This is a genomic window from Vibrio sp. 11-4(1) (assembly GCF_013048625.1).
In the GTDB taxonomy this organism is placed as follows: Bacteria; Pseudomonadota; Gammaproteobacteria; order Enterobacterales; family Vibrionaceae; genus Vibrio; species Vibrio diabolicus.
This window is the reverse complement of the sequence record NZ_VHSY01000010.1, coordinates 38,350-52,446: the sequence shown is the minus strand read 5'-3', so window position 1 is coordinate 52,446 and position 14,097 is coordinate 38,350. Positions and strand designations below refer to the sequence as shown.

Below are 14,097 nucleotides of genomic sequence, written 5' to 3'. Positions count from 1 at the left end.
CTCAAATTTTCGCATGCGATAAGTTTTCGCATGCGAAAACTTTTTGGAGACAAAAATGATTACCCAAGTGAAATTGCCTACCGTTGAAGATCTACAGCCCTTACTCGATGAGGCGCTAGAAACAGCGCAAAGCAAAGAAGCATTTATCCAAGCTCAAGTAGATGGCATTTACAAAACACTTAAAGCCAATCCGCTCATGTACCGTCACTATGGCGCTTATTGGTGGGCGGTTAAATCGCTCATGGCCAAGCATGGTTATGACCTTGGCAGCGATTCAGAAGTGATCACAGAGCAACACTTCAATTTCGAAGACTCTGCGATTTTGTTGTGTGCTGCGTGGGCGTACCAGCAAGAGCAAGTTGATAAAGGCTACTGGCAAGCAAACCTACATACCTACTACGTCGATGATGAAGAATTTGAATATTCTATCGAGGACGTAAATCTCGAAGCGTGGAGTGTTAACAGCAAATCGATGCGTTAAGTTTTCGCATGCGAAAACTTTTTCTCATATGCCCGTCATTTTTGGCGGGTATTTTTTTGCATGGAATTTGGTAAGAAGTTCTCGCATGCGAAAACTATACGGAATGGGATGTTTTAAAGTTCTCGCATGCGAAAACTTTTGAGATAGAAAAAATAAACCCCGCCACTGAACAAATGGCGGGGATTGCACGTTGAACAGATAAGCTTTGATGCAATCAATCCTACCCCTAATAGTTTTGTTGCCGCCTATCTGTAATTTAATTTATATGAAATAATTTTCATATTCAACGGGTTTTTCAATATTTTTTTATTAAAAACAATGAATTATGCAACTAGGTGCTTTTCCCTTCTTATGCCTGTTGACGCTGCTCTTTGTAACCTAGTTAAGTAATAGAATTGTCAAAAAGTTTTCGCATGCGAAAACACATGGAATCAATCTCACAATTTATCTAATGTTCTCGCATGCGAAAACTTGTGCAATCGGTTCTGTTTGTTACTTTTTTTTCTTGTGCTGTTGCTACTGGCAACGTATAGTGTGTGCCTGTTGCCAGTGACAACAATCGAGAGGCATTGATATGGCATCCAAGGAACGATGCGAAAGATTAAATCAATTAGTCCAAAAGGCAGGAAGTACCAGAAAAGCCAAGCAGCTCATTGATGGCGTTAAGGGTGTAAGCCCTTGCCACACTGCTATTTACAAAGCAATGCACGGCGGCGGTACAACTGATTACGTAGTTCAGTGCTATATCGAGGATCTTGAGGTAGCACTGAGCAAACCAAAACAGCAAACAAATTCCACCAGCAAAGGAAATTAATTAATGAGCATTATCATGGCGATTGCCAACCAAAAAGGCGGCGTTGGTAAAACAACTTGTACTTACAACTTTGGCATTAGCATCGCTAGTCAAGGCAACAAATGTCTATTCCTGGACTTTGACCCACAAAACAACTTAGGCGGCTCAATCGCACCGGAAATGGTCGAGAATCCAGAGTACACATCTGCGAGCTGCCTACACAACGCTTACAACCTTTTTGAAAATCCAGTAAAGGCTAAACCTTTCGAAGTCAGCGAAAACGTACACGTTATTGGCGGCGATAAGCGCATGGGTAACATTACTCAATCACAAATCTTAAACGTGGCTGAGTCTATCGACCTTATCAAAGACGACTACGACTATATCTTTATCGACTGTCCACCAGCGGCGAACGCGCTACAGCATGCAGCGCTACTTGTGGCCAGTAAGCTACTTATCATTAGCCAAGCACAAAAAATGTCGATCAAAGGCGTTAATGAGCTGGTTAAGACCTCGCGCCAAATCCGTCGAATGAACCCTGACTTGGAAGTATTAGGCATTGTCCTAAACCTTATCGAAGCCAACATTACAAACGACCAGCGCGAACAGGAAGCGGAACTTCGTAAAGAGTACGGCAACCTAGTTTTTGAAAACAAACTGATTAAAACAACGCGCGTAAGTGAAGCTCTAAACCAAGGCAAAGCACTGATTGAAACCAACCCTAAAGCGGCTGAGAAATTCGGCTTTACAGCGGTTTGTGAGGAACTTTGCAAGCGCATGGTAGAGGTGACAGCATGACCAAAAGTTTAAGAGATCGAATCAAGCTTAGCGACCTAGATAATCTCTTGGATGAATCAGAGGTAGAAATCCGCGATGCAGCGAAAGTGTTGGCTATCCCTAAAGACTCTTTGTATTCAGTCGAGCAAGTTCGTGAAGAATTTAATGATGAATCACTACTTGAGTTGTGCGAAAGCCTAGAAGAAAACGGCCAAATTCAACCTGTCGTTGTTTACCCGTTTGATGGCAAGGGATACAAAATCCAAGAGGGTGAACGCCGTTGGCGCGCCACTATGTTGAGCGATAAGCTAACTCACGTTGAATGTATTGTCCGTGAAAAGGGCGATATTTTTGGTCAGCTCATTGAAAACATTCAGCGAGAAGATTTAACGCCAATCGAATTAGGTAAGGCGTTTGACCAAGCAAAGAAAAAGCACAATCTGGATAACCGTGGCTTGGCTAAGCGCCTTGGCAAATCAGACGGCTACATTTCGAAATACCTAAATGTGCTTAAAGCCCCTGACTTTGTTTTGGAAGCATTCCAAAAAGGGATTATTGGTGATGTAGAGTCCATCAACGAACTACGCAAAGCAACCGTCGATAACTCTGAGCGCGTTCGTGAAGCGCTGGAAAGCTGCGAGAAGCTAACACGCCAAGATTGTGTAAAACTGCGCACTGGCGAGCTAGATAGCAAGGTGGAAGTTGCACCTCAACCTAGCAAACCAGAGAAAGCAGAAAAGACCGATAAGACACCAGTAAGCAAAAAGCCTACGGCAAACCAAAAGCCTACCAGTATTTGTGTCATGGTTAATGACCGTCATGGTTTGGTGTTCGCATCTGGTAAGCATAGCGACAAGCTAACGGTACTGTTTGATGATGGCGAACTTGAGCAAGTGCCAGTTGGTGAAGCTCAATTAGTTGGGTATCGTGTGTAAAGTTCTCGCATGCGAAAACTTTTAAAGCGGGTGGCTAATTAGCTGCCCGTTTTTCGTTAGGACGTAATACCCGCCGTCACGGTAGACACCAACCACATAGTGATCGAGCGGCACGTCTTGCCAGCCAAATAGCCCTAGTTCGTCATCGCAATAAGCGACGATATTCACCAGCTTTACCTTTTGGACATGCAGTAGATAGATATTATCTAGCGCCCCTTTAAATGGTCTGTAGATATACTCGCCATCTTTCCTTAAAGCGGGGATCTCATTCCCTGCGACTGAATGGCCATCGGCAACGCCGTCTTCGTTTATGTCGATTAGCCCGTAGTGATAACGATGCCTGATAGTAAACATCCCCTACTCCCAAATGCAAAAACGCCAGATTTGACAATTAAATCTGGCGTTTTTGTGTGTCTATAAAGGTTGTATAGGCAATATATGCCAAGAACTATTTTATAGCATGCCTCGAAGCGTTTGCAAGTTCGTCCAGTTGCACACTAGACTCGAACATAAAGCCTGTTTGTACCCCCTCGTTTTCCAGCTCTTGATTTACACGCCCAAGAATATCAATAAGCGATGCACCACCGCCGCCAAACATATCCCCGAGCGCTTGGCCTTGGTGAAGCAATTCACTATTGATTGCCTCGGCCATTGCCTTAAATGCCAGTGTCATGCGTTTTGCGCTTCGGTTGTTAGCAGCAATGAATCTCGCCAGCGCTTCGGCCTCGGGATCGTTGTCGCCAAACAAACCGGACTGAGCCAATAGCTCATCGATGTGTTGACCGGAATCTTTGGCCTGTCTTACTAGCTCGGTTGCTTGCACCAGTGAGTCAAGTGCTGACTTAGCGAGGTCAGGTTGTGAGGCGTTAATTTCCACGGCTTCTGCCAGCGTTCCAGACGTGTTTTTATGCACCTCTCCGCTAAGGTATTGCATCTCAACAAACGCGCTTGCTGCGCCGTTTAGCGCGCTCAAAATGTTGCGAATTTCGGGATCGGCTTCCTCGGCTACCAGCTTCACCAACTTCTCGTTTTTGTACGCCTTGGCAAACACGGCATTTTGTATGTGCTCAATCAGTTGCTTGGTTGGTCGGCCATCTTCAGTAAGTAGTCCGGCGGTTGAGTTATCCCCAATTTCAGTTAAGAAACTGTTTATAAATCCTTGGTTAGACTTGGCCAAAAGGTTGCCTGTTTCGCTCGGTTGGAATAGAGCAATCATGCGGTCATCGATGCGCTCTGCGTCAACCCAAGCTGTCTCGGCTGCGCTCATTTGTTGCAAGTCAGAGAGGTTGGAATCTCGGGCAAACTTAGCACGGTTAACTTGGGTAACACGTTCTCGAACCAACACTGGCTCGCGCATGCTCTCAACTTTCTCCGGTGATAGGTCGAAGCGCTCCGCATTGTCGATTAGGAACTGGCGGTACTTATCAGCCTTACCCTCTCGATACGCCTTGATGATAGCGATGGTTCGACCGTTCCCCGACTCCACCACATTGTCTGCACCGACAATCGGTGCGCCGTGGCTAGATAGTCCAGAATCGGTTAATTGTTGTGGACGCAAATCGTTGGCCATCTTTGAGATCTGCAATTTTGAGGATACGCGAGTACGGTCGCGCGGTTGCAGTTCTTGCGGGAAGTTCGGATTGATTCGACCGTCTAAGTCGTTCGATGGAATAAGGTCGCTGGCTTCCACGACTTTAAAGCCTGTTTCCACTTCGTCGCCTTTTGCTGTCACAACGTAGCTGGTGCGTCCTAGCTTGGGTTTTGGATTGTCTGTTGCGTACAGTTGAACAATCTCGGCTAGGTCATTGATGTTTTTCGCCTCTTTGATTTCGGCGCTAATTGATGTGAGTTGGTTCAATTTGACCGCTCCGGTTGGAGTGGCGAGTTTTCGCATGCGAAAACTTTTGGGACAGGGAAACGGATTAAAGGCTCTTAAGCAATGCGAAAAGCGCCTTGGCGTAGTTTTGACGTTCGCTGGCTGCTAGTGCAAGGTTTAAAGATTGCTTGTAGTAAAAGTCTGCTCGGATTTTAGTGAAAACATTCATTGTTTTTTCTCAAGTTCTCTGAAAAGTTTTCGCATGCGAAAACTATATCGAACGAGATTCTTTAAAGTTCTCGCATGCGAAAAATATATAGAATGTCATGTTTTAAAGCTCTCGCATGCGAAAACATCCGTGTCTTTCGCGCTCCATGCAAAAAAGTTCTCGCATGCGAAAACTTAAGCGGCCAGTTTGTCAGGATTGTGCTCGAACCATTCAATCGCTTTTTGCTTGATGCTATCTAGCTCCAAGCCCTCTGAGTGAACGTCTCGCATTACATCAACAAACAACGATGGCTTGGCTGTATTAAACTCCCCTGCAAGGAATCTCGCAACCAGTTCGCTTTGTTCAACTGGACGTTCGCCATTGTCGCGCTCATTCTGCTCAATGTGCTTAGTGATGGTCTTGATAGCCTTGCTACGGTCAGCGCGCGACCAGCTACCAAAACCACCATTTTTCTTGGCTGAGCCCGCATCGTTTTTCCAGTAGTCCAAACCTCGCGCAATATGCCCTTTGTAGCCAAACTGGAAGTTTTCGCCATCCTTGTACACAACGTAGTTATCGCCCTTTTCAACCATTTGGTAGTTAGGGAAAAACGCCATTTCGTATTCGTACCAGTTAGGCAGAAGTAGCACTTCATTGAGCTTTTCAATCTTATCGGAGCGGCCTAACTTGGAAAATTCTTCTACCGATATTGGCTCATCCGAACTTGATACCGGCTCCTGCTCAACCTTTTGGTTAGCGCCAGTCAGTTTATTAAGAATTTCCACCAGCTCACGGTTCTTTTTGATGCGTTCACCAATCGATAGCTGGCCACTCTTAAGCTCTTTCAATAAACCCGCAGCGTCGCGGTTGAGCGTCATTTTTTCTCTTAAGCTTAACACTTGATTGTCTCCGGTTTAGGCCGCCGAAGTGGCGGCCTTGGTTGTGATTAAATTTGCGCTTGGATCATGCTTGTGATGTTGCTTAGAGCGGCATCCATCAACGCTTCGTTCTCTGCTATTTGGTCGTTAGCTTCGAAGTGGGCGTAAGCCTGTTCTAGTGCGGTTTGGAACTCATCAACCAATTCCGGCGTAGGTTCACCAGTGAAATCTCGGATTTCCTTTAGTTTCTCTACATGTTCCATTTCTTCGTTATTGCCCTCTGTTTCAGATTGAGGCGCCTCACTACTTAGATTGAACGCTTTCACTAATAGCGCTTCCATTTCTGCTGTATCGTCAAATTCACCGATCAAGTCGTTGCCTTGGTATAGCGCGAACTTGTACTCGCCATCTTTAGCGATCGGATAAATGTCAGCGTGGCTTTCATTTAACCATGAACGGGCGATTAGCGGAGCGTACACGTTCGCTGGCACTGAGCCATTTACTGAGTGGATACCTGCCGCAACACTTGGTTGTACCAATGTGCCTTTTTCGTTGTAGTAGGTATCCGCAGATTGCCAGTCCTTAATCGTCTCAAGTTGAGCTTTCGCTTTTTCGCTTAAGTCGGTCGCTAGAATGTCGAATAGAACGTCTAGGCTGTAAGTGAGTCCGTCCTCATCTTTCGCATTAATCGACTTCACTCGGCCTGTTGGGAAAGTCACTTCCTGCTTACCAAGTTTTAGCTCTAGGTTGGTAAAGGCTTCTAGCTGCTCAAGTGCTTTCGCTTCTTCTTCATCTAGGCTTTCACGGAATGAGGTAACGTCTAATACGTCATCCTCTGCCTGTTCGCCTTGCTGGTGCATTTCAGTTAGAGACGCGAGCTCTACCACTTTGCGCTCTTTACCAAAATCAAAGTCCACGGTTAGTCGGCCACCAAAGAAATTGCGATCGTGGTAATCGGTCATCGTGTCGCTGTTGTTGTAGTCGTATTGGCCTACATAAGCGTTAACGAACTCGATCAGCTGATCTACTGCTTCGGTATAACGGCTCATACCGTGTGGCGCTGGCGAGTTAGGGTTATCAATCTCGAACTGTAGGTAAGCTGGATTGTAGAGCATGACGTTTCTTGGCAAGTCAGTCAGCGTTAGGTCTAGTGTGCCGTAGCGAGGCTTGCGTACTGAGATTTTAACGTCATTACTGATCTTGCCAGCTTTCTTAAGCTGAGTGATAAAGGCGCGGATTCGCTTAGCGATTTCACCCGTATCTCGAATGCCCTCGCTCTCATAGATTGAGCCAAATGAATATTGAGTTGGGTCTAGTGCGAGAAGTTGTTTTTCTTCCTCGGATGCACCCTTGCTCACTTCATCTGCTGTGTCAGATTCTACGGCGTTCTTAGCACCCAATAGCTCAAGCAGTTTGTTAGCACCGTCAACCGTTAGGTAGCTGCGAGAATTGGTGTTAGCGATAAAGCGTAGCTCTTTACCCTTGTTCGACTTCGCAGAGAAGAAACTGTAGCCAAATGTATTTTCCATTTGGTTCTCTTGTTCTTCGGTTAGCGCAACATCGTTAATCTTGCCGTCAGCGTCCACCTTAGCCAGTAGCTTGTCGGCGTTCTCGCGTAGTGTTGGGCGCGAGTGAAGCGAACCTGAGCCGTTAATGGCTAACGTTGAATACAATGATTCAAAGCCGTTGATTGTGGTGAACATGGCCGGACTGACAGGCTCTAGTGGTGCGCTGTATTCCGTCTCTGCAATTTGCTCAAGCGTTTTGCCGTCCTTAAGCATGTTAAAGATTGCAATAGTGCTTTCTTTCACTGCTTGGTCGTTTAGTTGAGTCGCTTTTTGCTGCGCTGCTGCACCCTCTAGGCCAGTTTCTAGCACCTTGCCTGTGTACGTATCGATAACGCTAAAATCAGATTGGCCAATAGTGCCAACTGGTGCGTAGCGTTTCTCGCGTGTCGCCTTGAATTGACCTTTATGGTTCAAGTCAGGCAATGCAGCAAGGCTAGGGAAGCCACGGCTTTCGTATTCCGCTTCGATAGCTTTTGTGTACCACAATGGCATGACTGAGTTATGGATAGCGCGCGCCATCTGTTCATTGTCGATCTGCTCATCGTTATCCAAGTATCTAAAACCATGAATTGCCAGGATGTCTTGGTTGGTAACACTTGCCATTGCATAGTGCTGAGCAAAGAGCTCATCTGAACTTAGTTCGGATAGGTCAGGGTAGATACCGTCATCAATCGCCTTAATGAAGCGCTCAACTTTTTGGTAGTCCTCGCCTTGGTCTGCCATTGCTGGAATGACGGTTTCACCTTTTGCCTTGGTGTAAGCTACGTCTCCCTCATGGTAAACCGTAGTCGCGCTAAACGCTTTTTCTACGTCATCCAGTGCTAACGCTTCGCCGTTCTCAAACTTCTCGTATAGGTCGCCACGTAGCGCGCGTAGGTCGAACATTTTCGCCGTTGCGCTAAAGAATCCGTCACGGTAGTTCAAGATGGCTTGCAGTAGGTCAGCACGTTTCGCACGGCGGTTAAATGGGATGCGATGAGCCGTTAGGAAATCAGTGATCTCTTTACGGTTCTTAAACTGCGCTTCCAATGACGCTAGGGTTTCACCTTGTAGTGATTCCACTAGGTGCGCTTGCTCTGAAATGCGCTTAGCTTGGTCATCCACTTTCTCGCCACGTTTTAGCGTTTTGCCAGTGCCTAGCGTTAGGTCAGCCAGCATAACGAGACGTTTGCGATCGCTTGGGCTCACTGACTGCATATCCTTAAGTTTAGATAGGGCAGTTTCTTGGAAGCGCATGCGGCCTTGCGTGTGTTCTGCTTGGCGTTGTAATTCAGCATCGCTTTGAACCAGCATTAGGTCTTCGGCAATCTCTTGAATCATTTCCGGTGTCACAAGGTCAATCGATGCGCTCCATAGCTTGTACGCTTTTGGATTTTCCTTGCGGTTCTTCATTTCCGGTTGCTGGCGTAGCTGCTTAGCGAACGCTACTTTGAAGCCCACTTGTTTTAGGGTATCGAGCGTAGACTGAGGAATTTCATCAACGCCTTTGTCCTCAACCCATTGGTCTAGCGCTTCGGCTGCGATGCGCTCCGCTTCCTCTAGGTCGCCCTCAACCATGCCAAATAGCGGCTCTAGGTCAAAGTTGCTTACTAGCTCTGGTGGCAGTTTTTGGTCATAAGCGATCGCACCGTGGCGAATGCCATTACCAGCGTCAGCGAATTGCTCTTTAGCCGATTCTGGATCGAGGTACTTAACCACTTGATGTTGTGGCGGCGTTGTACCCAAGCCATAAGGGCGTAGACGTAGGCCATACCAGAATAGGTTATCCGTGGTTTCGTCTTTGTCTTGGTCGTTCGCGTTTGGCTCGTCGTTCTCAATTGGTTGTGGTTCTTCATTGCTGTCATCGGTATCTTGAAGCAACTTAGATTCGCGATCGTAGTCAGCCAGAATAAGTGATTTAGCAGCTTCCCAACCTTGTAGATCGTCGCCACCAGCAAGCGGTGAACCCTCGCCGTAAGTGACAGCCAAGGTTTGGTTATCGCGCGCGTGGATCATGTACTGGCCAAAGCTATCATCATCGTTCGCGTCAGGCGATTCGAAGTAGACAAACGGCTCACTATCTTCGCCTTTATCCATCTTCCAGCCCTTAGCAATGGTCTTGCGACCAATAAGAGCCAATAGCCATTCTTTGCGCTCGATATTCGCTTTTCGTTCCCGTTCTTCGTCTGACAACTGAGGAAAATCGTTTTCAATTGAATCACGGATGTATTCTTTAGCCTCGGCAAGCTCTGATACCGTCATAGCACCTTTATCGAGGTCATAAATCACATCATTGATATACGACTCTGAATAAGTGCTAGGAACGTTTTGATTTGCTGCACCTGCAAACTCTAATGAGTCTTTAAACTCTTGGCTTAGCTGCTTAACAAAGGCATCAAGATCGCCATTGAAAGCACGGTTAATGATGAAGTCGCGCTTCTCTTGCTTAGTCCATGAAGCGTCCCATTGCTCGATCACTTGAGACGAACTGCCACCAGCGTTTACATTTTTCGTTGCTGTATTTGCTGCTGGCTTGATAGCAGCAAGCTGTTTGCGTAGTTCTTCTTGGATTTCGTTCTGCGTAGCGATCTGAGTTTCCAAGCGCTTCTCTTTCTTGGCCAGCTCATCGAGCTTTTGTTCCAAGTCGGTAGCTTCTTCGCCTAGTTGCGCAGCTTGTTCATCAAGTTCTTGTGCCTTTTGTTGCGCTTCTTCCAATGCTTTCTTGTCAGCGTCTTTCTTGGCCTTAGCAGCGACAAATTTCTCGCTGTTGTTCTCAAGCAATTGCGCTAGCTTGTCAGTCACTTCCTTAAGAGACAAATCCATGTTGCCTTTTGGCGCGACTACGTGAGTAATATCGCGCGAGTTCATTAGGAAGCGGAACGCGATTAGCGTGTCATCTGGATTGATTTTTAGCGGATCGTTATCCGGCGCATGGAACGCAATAGAAATGCTCTGGCCATCCGAGAATGGGATTTTCACCATTTGAACAGCGACCGCACCAGATTTGCGCGGTTTACCCACTTCTACAGCTTCTACCGATAGCGTAGGCGTTTTACGTTCCAAGTGCTTACCAAATTGCTGAGCACGAAACTCAAGCTTTGACGCTTTTGATTTGAACGCCTCTAGCATCATTTGAGGCACTGGTTTGCACTGGTATAGGTAAGTGTTTTCCAAATCCTCAAGCGATAGTGCTTCTAGGATTTGGTCGGCGTTTTCACCTTGCAGTACCGCTTCGATTTGCTCCGGTGTTAGCGTTTTAGCTAGATGGTCGATGCGATCCACAATCTTGATTTGATTTTGACTGGTAAACATCATCTAAATGTTTCAGCGTGGATACCCCTCCCGAAAGAGGGAGGGGAGGAACGCTGCCCTTTGTAGTTAATTCTATTGTGGTGATTAGGGGAATTATGAGGAAAGAGTTTATTGATTCTATTCCGAACGCAACATTAAAACCAACGTTTTTAATGCTTGCCAGATTGCATATAAAAAATTATATTTAAAAAACGACTTGCAAAACCTATTTTTTCGGAGTTAATCTATTTGGGCACTGGCAAAATCCAGTGTCGAGATTGACCTCTCGAAACTTACTAGGCGCAAGTCGCCAGCATCCTGCTGGTTTTTTATTGCGTAAAATCTGCACATCCTAATTATGGTGGGCTGGTTTGGGAGCACTTCGGTGCGCCGTTTCCTAGTAGGCGGTAAGGTCAATCTCGAATCAGCTCACCACCACTGATTGACCTCGGTTTTGGTGAGTTAAACATCAACTTACTAGGACAAAAATCATGATTGGTACTTCTACAATCAACATGTGCGCCGCACTTCAAGCTGCGCAAGACTACCTCTCCCAAGATCTAAACGCGCCTGTAGAGCTTCTTTGTCAGATCTACAACGCCTTACAACCTGTCGATTGGAACGACTCGCCAGAACAGCATTTTCAAGATTGGCTGCTTTGTGGCGGAGCGCTTACTGATAACCCTACCCAAGATTACCAAACCTTATTTGTTAAGGGTTTTGAGTGCGCCCTAGAAAAAATGGACTTCCAGACAAGTTAAATCGGGAGAGAAAGCCCCGTTTATTGCGGGGCTAACTCAATGAGTTAAGTCAAAAGCGTTTGTAAGACATGAAAGAGATCTCAATCAAACAACGGTTTTATCCAACTGATGAGCAAGCTGAACTTCTAGCAAGAACGTTCGGTTGTGTGCGAACTGTTTACAACAGAATCCTACGTTGGAGAACTGACGCTTACCGTAATGACAAAATTAAGGTGAACTACAACGCAGCATCAAGCCGATTAACCGAGCTTAAGAAAGATCCGGAGTTAAGCTGGCTTAATGATGTTTCTTGTGTGCCTTTGCAACAATCACTACGTCATCAGCAAGCTGCTTTTAAGAATTTCTTTGAGGGTCGAGCAAAATACCCTGTCGAAAAAAAGAAACGTCACAAACAGTCTGCTGAGTTCACTAAATCTGCATTTAAGTTCCGCGATGGACAGCTATTTATTGCCAAGTCCAAGCAGCCGCTTAATATCCGTTGGAGTCGTGAACTACCTAGCGAACCAACCACAGTCACAATCTCAAAAGACACCGCAGGCCGATACTTTGTGTCTATGCTATGCCGTTTTGAGCCTAAACCAATGCCTGTAACCGCTAAAACGGTCGGTATTGATTTGGGTTTAAATAACCTGTTCATCACAGATAGCGGTGAGAAAGTCGATAATCCTCGCCACACAAAGCGCTACGAAAACAAACTGGCATACCTACAGCGTAAACTCGCCAAGAAAAAGAAAGGCAGTAAGAACCGCGACAAGGTGCGCCAGAAAGTAGCCCGTCTACACGCAAAAATTGCTGATAGTCGATTAGACAACTTACACAAGTTGTCTCGTAAACTGATAAACGAAAACCAAGTTGTTTGTGTTGAATCGCTACAAGTGAAGAACATGCTCCGCAATCCAAAACTAGCAAAACACATCGCTGATGCGAGTTGGGGCGAGTTCGTTCGCCAACTCAAATACAAAGCAGAATGGGCTGGACGAACTATCGTTGAGATAGATCGCTTCTTCCCTAGTTCAAAGCGTTGTAGCTGTTGTGGGTTCGTACACGAATCAATGCCGCTTAATATCCGAAACTGGACTTGTCCAGAATGCAATACGCACCATGATCGTGATATTAACGCAGCGAAGAATGTAAAAACCGCTGGACTGGCGGGGTTAGCTTAGGGAGCGACTGGATCGGGGATAGCCTCAAAAGAGGCTATCTAGTGAAAGCGTGTTGAACTAAGAATCCCCTAGCGAATTAGCTAGGGGAGTATGTCAAGACTTTGCCGCCTCTAATTGCGCTTCAAGTTCCTTGGTTTCTTGCTTCTCTTGCTCTAATGCAGCTTCAAGATCGGCTACACGGCGTTGGTCTTCTTCCAACTTCGTGCGAACACTGTCCCGAGCGGCTAGGGCGTTGGTGTAATTGGATTGTGCAACCTGCTCGGCTGCCTTGGCTTCTTCCAATCGCTTAGCAATAGAACGTGTGGCTGGTTGAATGTCTGAGGTGTCTTTAACGGCCTGTGCCGCTTTGCGAGCCACTTGCTTGTCAAACTTGCTTTGGTTGCGCTCCATTAGGCGAACCATTTCACGCGCAAGCTCGCGCTCGTTCTTCACGCTTGGGATAGGCTGTTTCGTGTTGTTCAGTGTCATTTGGAAAATGTCACCCTCATCACCCACAAACAGCGTCATGGACTGGCCATTATCAAAGAACAGTTTGGCGCGTTTTACTGTCTCGCCGTCTCGTCTCGTTTTCTTGTTCGAGGCTTCTACGTCTGTAACAGTCGCACCCGCTTGTTTTAACGCAGTGATCAGACTCTTAAGGCCGCGTTCGGTCACGTTGTCAAAATCGACCACCACATAGTTGTGCGACTGGTCTAGTGCAAACTTGCTGTTGTTACGCAATTTCAAATTCCTCTGAATATGTCGTACAGGTAGGGAAGATTTTGTATAGCGGATTGATTAGGGAACAGGAGCGCTCAATCTTCACGTCCAGAATCCACTCGCCGTGTAGCTTTTCCCCTGCTTCACGTTCAAGCAATTTGCGGTCGAACGTTAGGTATTCGCTGTTATTTCCGGCGTGTGAAAAGTCGAGCTTACGTGTGCGAGTAATGACGGCTTTTGGTCGTTTCTTACTGCGCAACGAATAGGTTAAAGTCCCACTCGTTATGGCTCGCTGAGATTGATAACCAAGAACGAATCGAATCACATCGGGATCGTCCATCTGGTTTGCATGCAGTATTCTTACTGCGTTTCGTTTAAGCAAAAATCGGTCAGCAATGGCTAGGCCAATCACTGCAAATGCCATCATTTGCTTTGCCCTCCGGTATTAAAAAATCTCGCTAACGTTTGGCTAGTCAGCTTGCGGATAAAGTTGATCGAGTCTGCTCCGTTGTTCGACGCAATGAGGACAAGCGCGCTGGTGTAACCAGCCTCCACCCCCTCGCTTTCACACAAGTAAGCGACTATCAAACCGACCACCAACGCCAGCGTTAGCTCGGTTAAAAAATCAAGGAATCCACCAGCCAAACGTTGCTCGCGTATGCCTTGGAGATATGACCCAACACCACTGAGGACAGATAGAGCCAGTACGCTAATCGCAAAGCTCTCACCAACAACTGACACTGGCATT

General features: G+C 46.4%; 13 protein-coding genes. 6 read left to right on the top strand and 7 right to left on the bottom strand.

Features of this window, described 5'->3' with window-relative positions:
* Positions 1 to 55 precede the first annotated feature (55 nt).
* From FKN16_RS19385 to FKN16_RS19370, 4 genes are all read left to right on the top strand, one after another.
* Positions 56 to 481 (top strand): hypothetical protein, encoded by a 426-nt coding sequence (locus FKN16_RS19385; RefSeq protein WP_104968897.1) that lies wholly within the window; start codon positions 56 to 58, stop codon positions 479 to 481.
* Between the two features lie 574 nt (positions 482 to 1,055).
* The gene (locus FKN16_RS19380) at positions 1,056 to 1,295 is read left to right on the top strand and encodes a hypothetical protein (RefSeq protein ID WP_017634062.1); all 240 of its coding nucleotides are present in this window, start codon (positions 1,056 to 1,058) and stop codon (positions 1,293 to 1,295) included.
* 3 nt (positions 1,296 to 1,298) lie between these two features.
* A complete protein-coding gene (locus FKN16_RS19375) occupies positions 1,299 to 2,072 on the top strand; it encodes a ParA family protein (RefSeq protein WP_017634061.1) in 774 nt (257 codons plus the stop codon).
* Entirely contained in the window at positions 2,069 to 2,986 is a 918-nt protein-coding gene (locus FKN16_RS19370) for a ParB/RepB/Spo0J family partition protein (protein WP_170903391.1), read from the top strand. Before FKN16_RS19375 ends, FKN16_RS19370 begins: the two co-directional genes overlap by 4 nt.
* Positions 2,987 to 3,007: 21 nt before the next feature.
* Here FKN16_RS19370 and FKN16_RS19365 read toward each other — a convergent pair whose 3' ends face one another.
* The 4 genes from FKN16_RS19365 to FKN16_RS19350 form a co-directional block, all read right to left on the bottom strand.
* Positions 3,008 to 3,340, bottom strand: a complete 333-nt coding sequence (locus tag FKN16_RS19365) for a hypothetical protein (protein ID WP_079878982.1) — start codon at positions 3,338 to 3,340, stop codon at positions 3,008 to 3,010.
* Between the two features lie 94 nt (positions 3,341 to 3,434).
* Positions 3,435 to 4,880, bottom strand: coding sequence for a hypothetical protein (locus tag FKN16_RS19360; RefSeq protein WP_170903390.1), 1,446 nt, complete (start codon positions 4,878 to 4,880; stop codon positions 3,435 to 3,437).
* 324 nt (positions 4,881 to 5,204) lie between these two features.
* On the bottom strand, positions 5,205 to 5,888 hold the full coding sequence (locus tag FKN16_RS19355; RefSeq protein ID WP_054577307.1) for a hypothetical protein: 684 nt from the start codon (positions 5,886 to 5,888) through the stop codon (positions 5,205 to 5,207).
* A 68-nt stretch (positions 5,889 to 5,956) separates the two neighbouring features.
* Complete coding sequence (locus FKN16_RS19350) at positions 5,957 to 10,750, bottom strand: hypothetical protein (protein ID WP_170903389.1); 4,794 nt, start codon at positions 10,748 to 10,750, stop codon at positions 5,957 to 5,959.
* Positions 10,751 to 11,217: 467 nt separating this feature from the next.
* On the opposite strand from FKN16_RS19350, the gene FKN16_RS19345 reads away from it, so the two are divergent.
* Both FKN16_RS19345 and FKN16_RS19340 read left to right on the top strand, forming a co-directional pair.
* Complete coding sequence (locus FKN16_RS19345; protein ID WP_074190808.1) at positions 11,218 to 11,487, top strand: hypothetical protein; 270 nt, start codon at positions 11,218 to 11,220, stop codon at positions 11,485 to 11,487.
* Positions 11,488 to 11,555: 68 nt separating this feature from the next.
* Positions 11,556 to 12,650 (top strand): RNA-guided endonuclease TnpB family protein, encoded by a 1,095-nt coding sequence (locus tag FKN16_RS19340; RefSeq protein WP_170903388.1) that lies wholly within the window; start codon positions 11,556 to 11,558, stop codon positions 12,648 to 12,650.
* A 93-nt stretch (positions 12,651 to 12,743) separates the two neighbouring features.
* On the opposite strand, the gene FKN16_RS19335 is transcribed toward FKN16_RS19340, so the two are convergent.
* From FKN16_RS19335 to FKN16_RS19325, 3 genes are read right to left on the bottom strand one after another with little or no spacing between them, the layout of a single operon-like run.
* Positions 12,744 to 13,370: a hypothetical protein gene (locus FKN16_RS19335; protein WP_074190810.1), complete on the bottom strand. Its 627-nt coding sequence runs from the start codon at positions 13,368 to 13,370 to the stop codon at positions 12,744 to 12,746.
* Positions 13,363 to 13,776 carry a hypothetical protein gene (locus FKN16_RS19330; RefSeq protein ID WP_074190811.1) on the bottom strand — a complete coding sequence of 138 codons (414 nt, stop codon included), beginning with the start codon at positions 13,774 to 13,776 and terminating at the stop codon, positions 13,363 to 13,365. Before FKN16_RS19330 ends, FKN16_RS19335 begins: the two co-directional genes overlap by 8 nt.
* Positions 13,773 to 14,096 (bottom strand): hypothetical protein, encoded by a 324-nt coding sequence (locus tag FKN16_RS19325; protein WP_074190812.1) that lies wholly within the window; start codon positions 14,094 to 14,096, stop codon positions 13,773 to 13,775. Before FKN16_RS19325 ends, FKN16_RS19330 begins: the two co-directional genes overlap by 4 nt.
* Position 14,097: the final 1 nt, after the last annotated feature.

Excerpts from the sequence above, each read along its gene's own strand:
- FKN16_RS19345 (WP_074190808.1), top strand. The coding sequence starts at position 11,218 with ATGATTGGTACTTCTACAATCAACATGTGCGCCGCACTTCAAGCTGCG.
- FKN16_RS19340 (WP_170903388.1), top strand. The coding sequence starts at position 11,556 with ATGAAAGAGATCTCAATCAAACAACGGTTTTATCCAACTGATGAGCAA.
- FKN16_RS19375 (WP_017634061.1), top strand. The coding sequence starts at position 1,299 with ATGAGCATTATCATGGCGATTGCCAACCAAAAAGGCGGCGTTGGTAAA.
- FKN16_RS19355 (WP_054577307.1), bottom strand. The coding sequence starts at position 5,888 with ATGACGCTCAACCGCGACGCTGCGGGTTTATTGAAAGAGCTTAAGAGT.
- FKN16_RS19370 (WP_170903391.1), top strand. The coding sequence starts at position 2,069 with ATGACCAAAAGTTTAAGAGATCGAATCAAGCTTAGCGACCTAGATAAT.
- FKN16_RS19360 (WP_170903390.1), bottom strand. The coding sequence starts at position 4,880 with ATGCGAAAACTCGCCACTCCAACCGGAGCGGTCAAATTGAACCAACTC.
- FKN16_RS19330 (WP_074190811.1), bottom strand. The coding sequence starts at position 13,776 with ATGATGGCATTTGCAGTGATTGGCCTAGCCATTGCTGACCGATTTTTG.
- FKN16_RS19365 (WP_079878982.1), bottom strand. The coding sequence starts at position 3,340 with ATGTTTACTATCAGGCATCGTTATCACTACGGGCTAATCGACATAAAC.
- FKN16_RS19350 (WP_170903389.1), bottom strand. The coding sequence starts at position 10,750 with ATGATGTTTACCAGTCAAAATCAAATCAAGATTGTGGATCGCATCGAC.
- FKN16_RS19380 (WP_017634062.1), top strand. The coding sequence starts at position 1,056 with ATGGCATCCAAGGAACGATGCGAAAGATTAAATCAATTAGTCCAAAAG.
- FKN16_RS19385 (WP_104968897.1), top strand. The coding sequence starts at position 56 with ATGATTACCCAAGTGAAATTGCCTACCGTTGAAGATCTACAGCCCTTA.
- FKN16_RS19325 (WP_074190812.1), bottom strand. The coding sequence starts at position 14,096 with ATGCCAGTGTCAGTTGTTGGTGAGAGCTTTGCGATTAGCGTACTGGCT.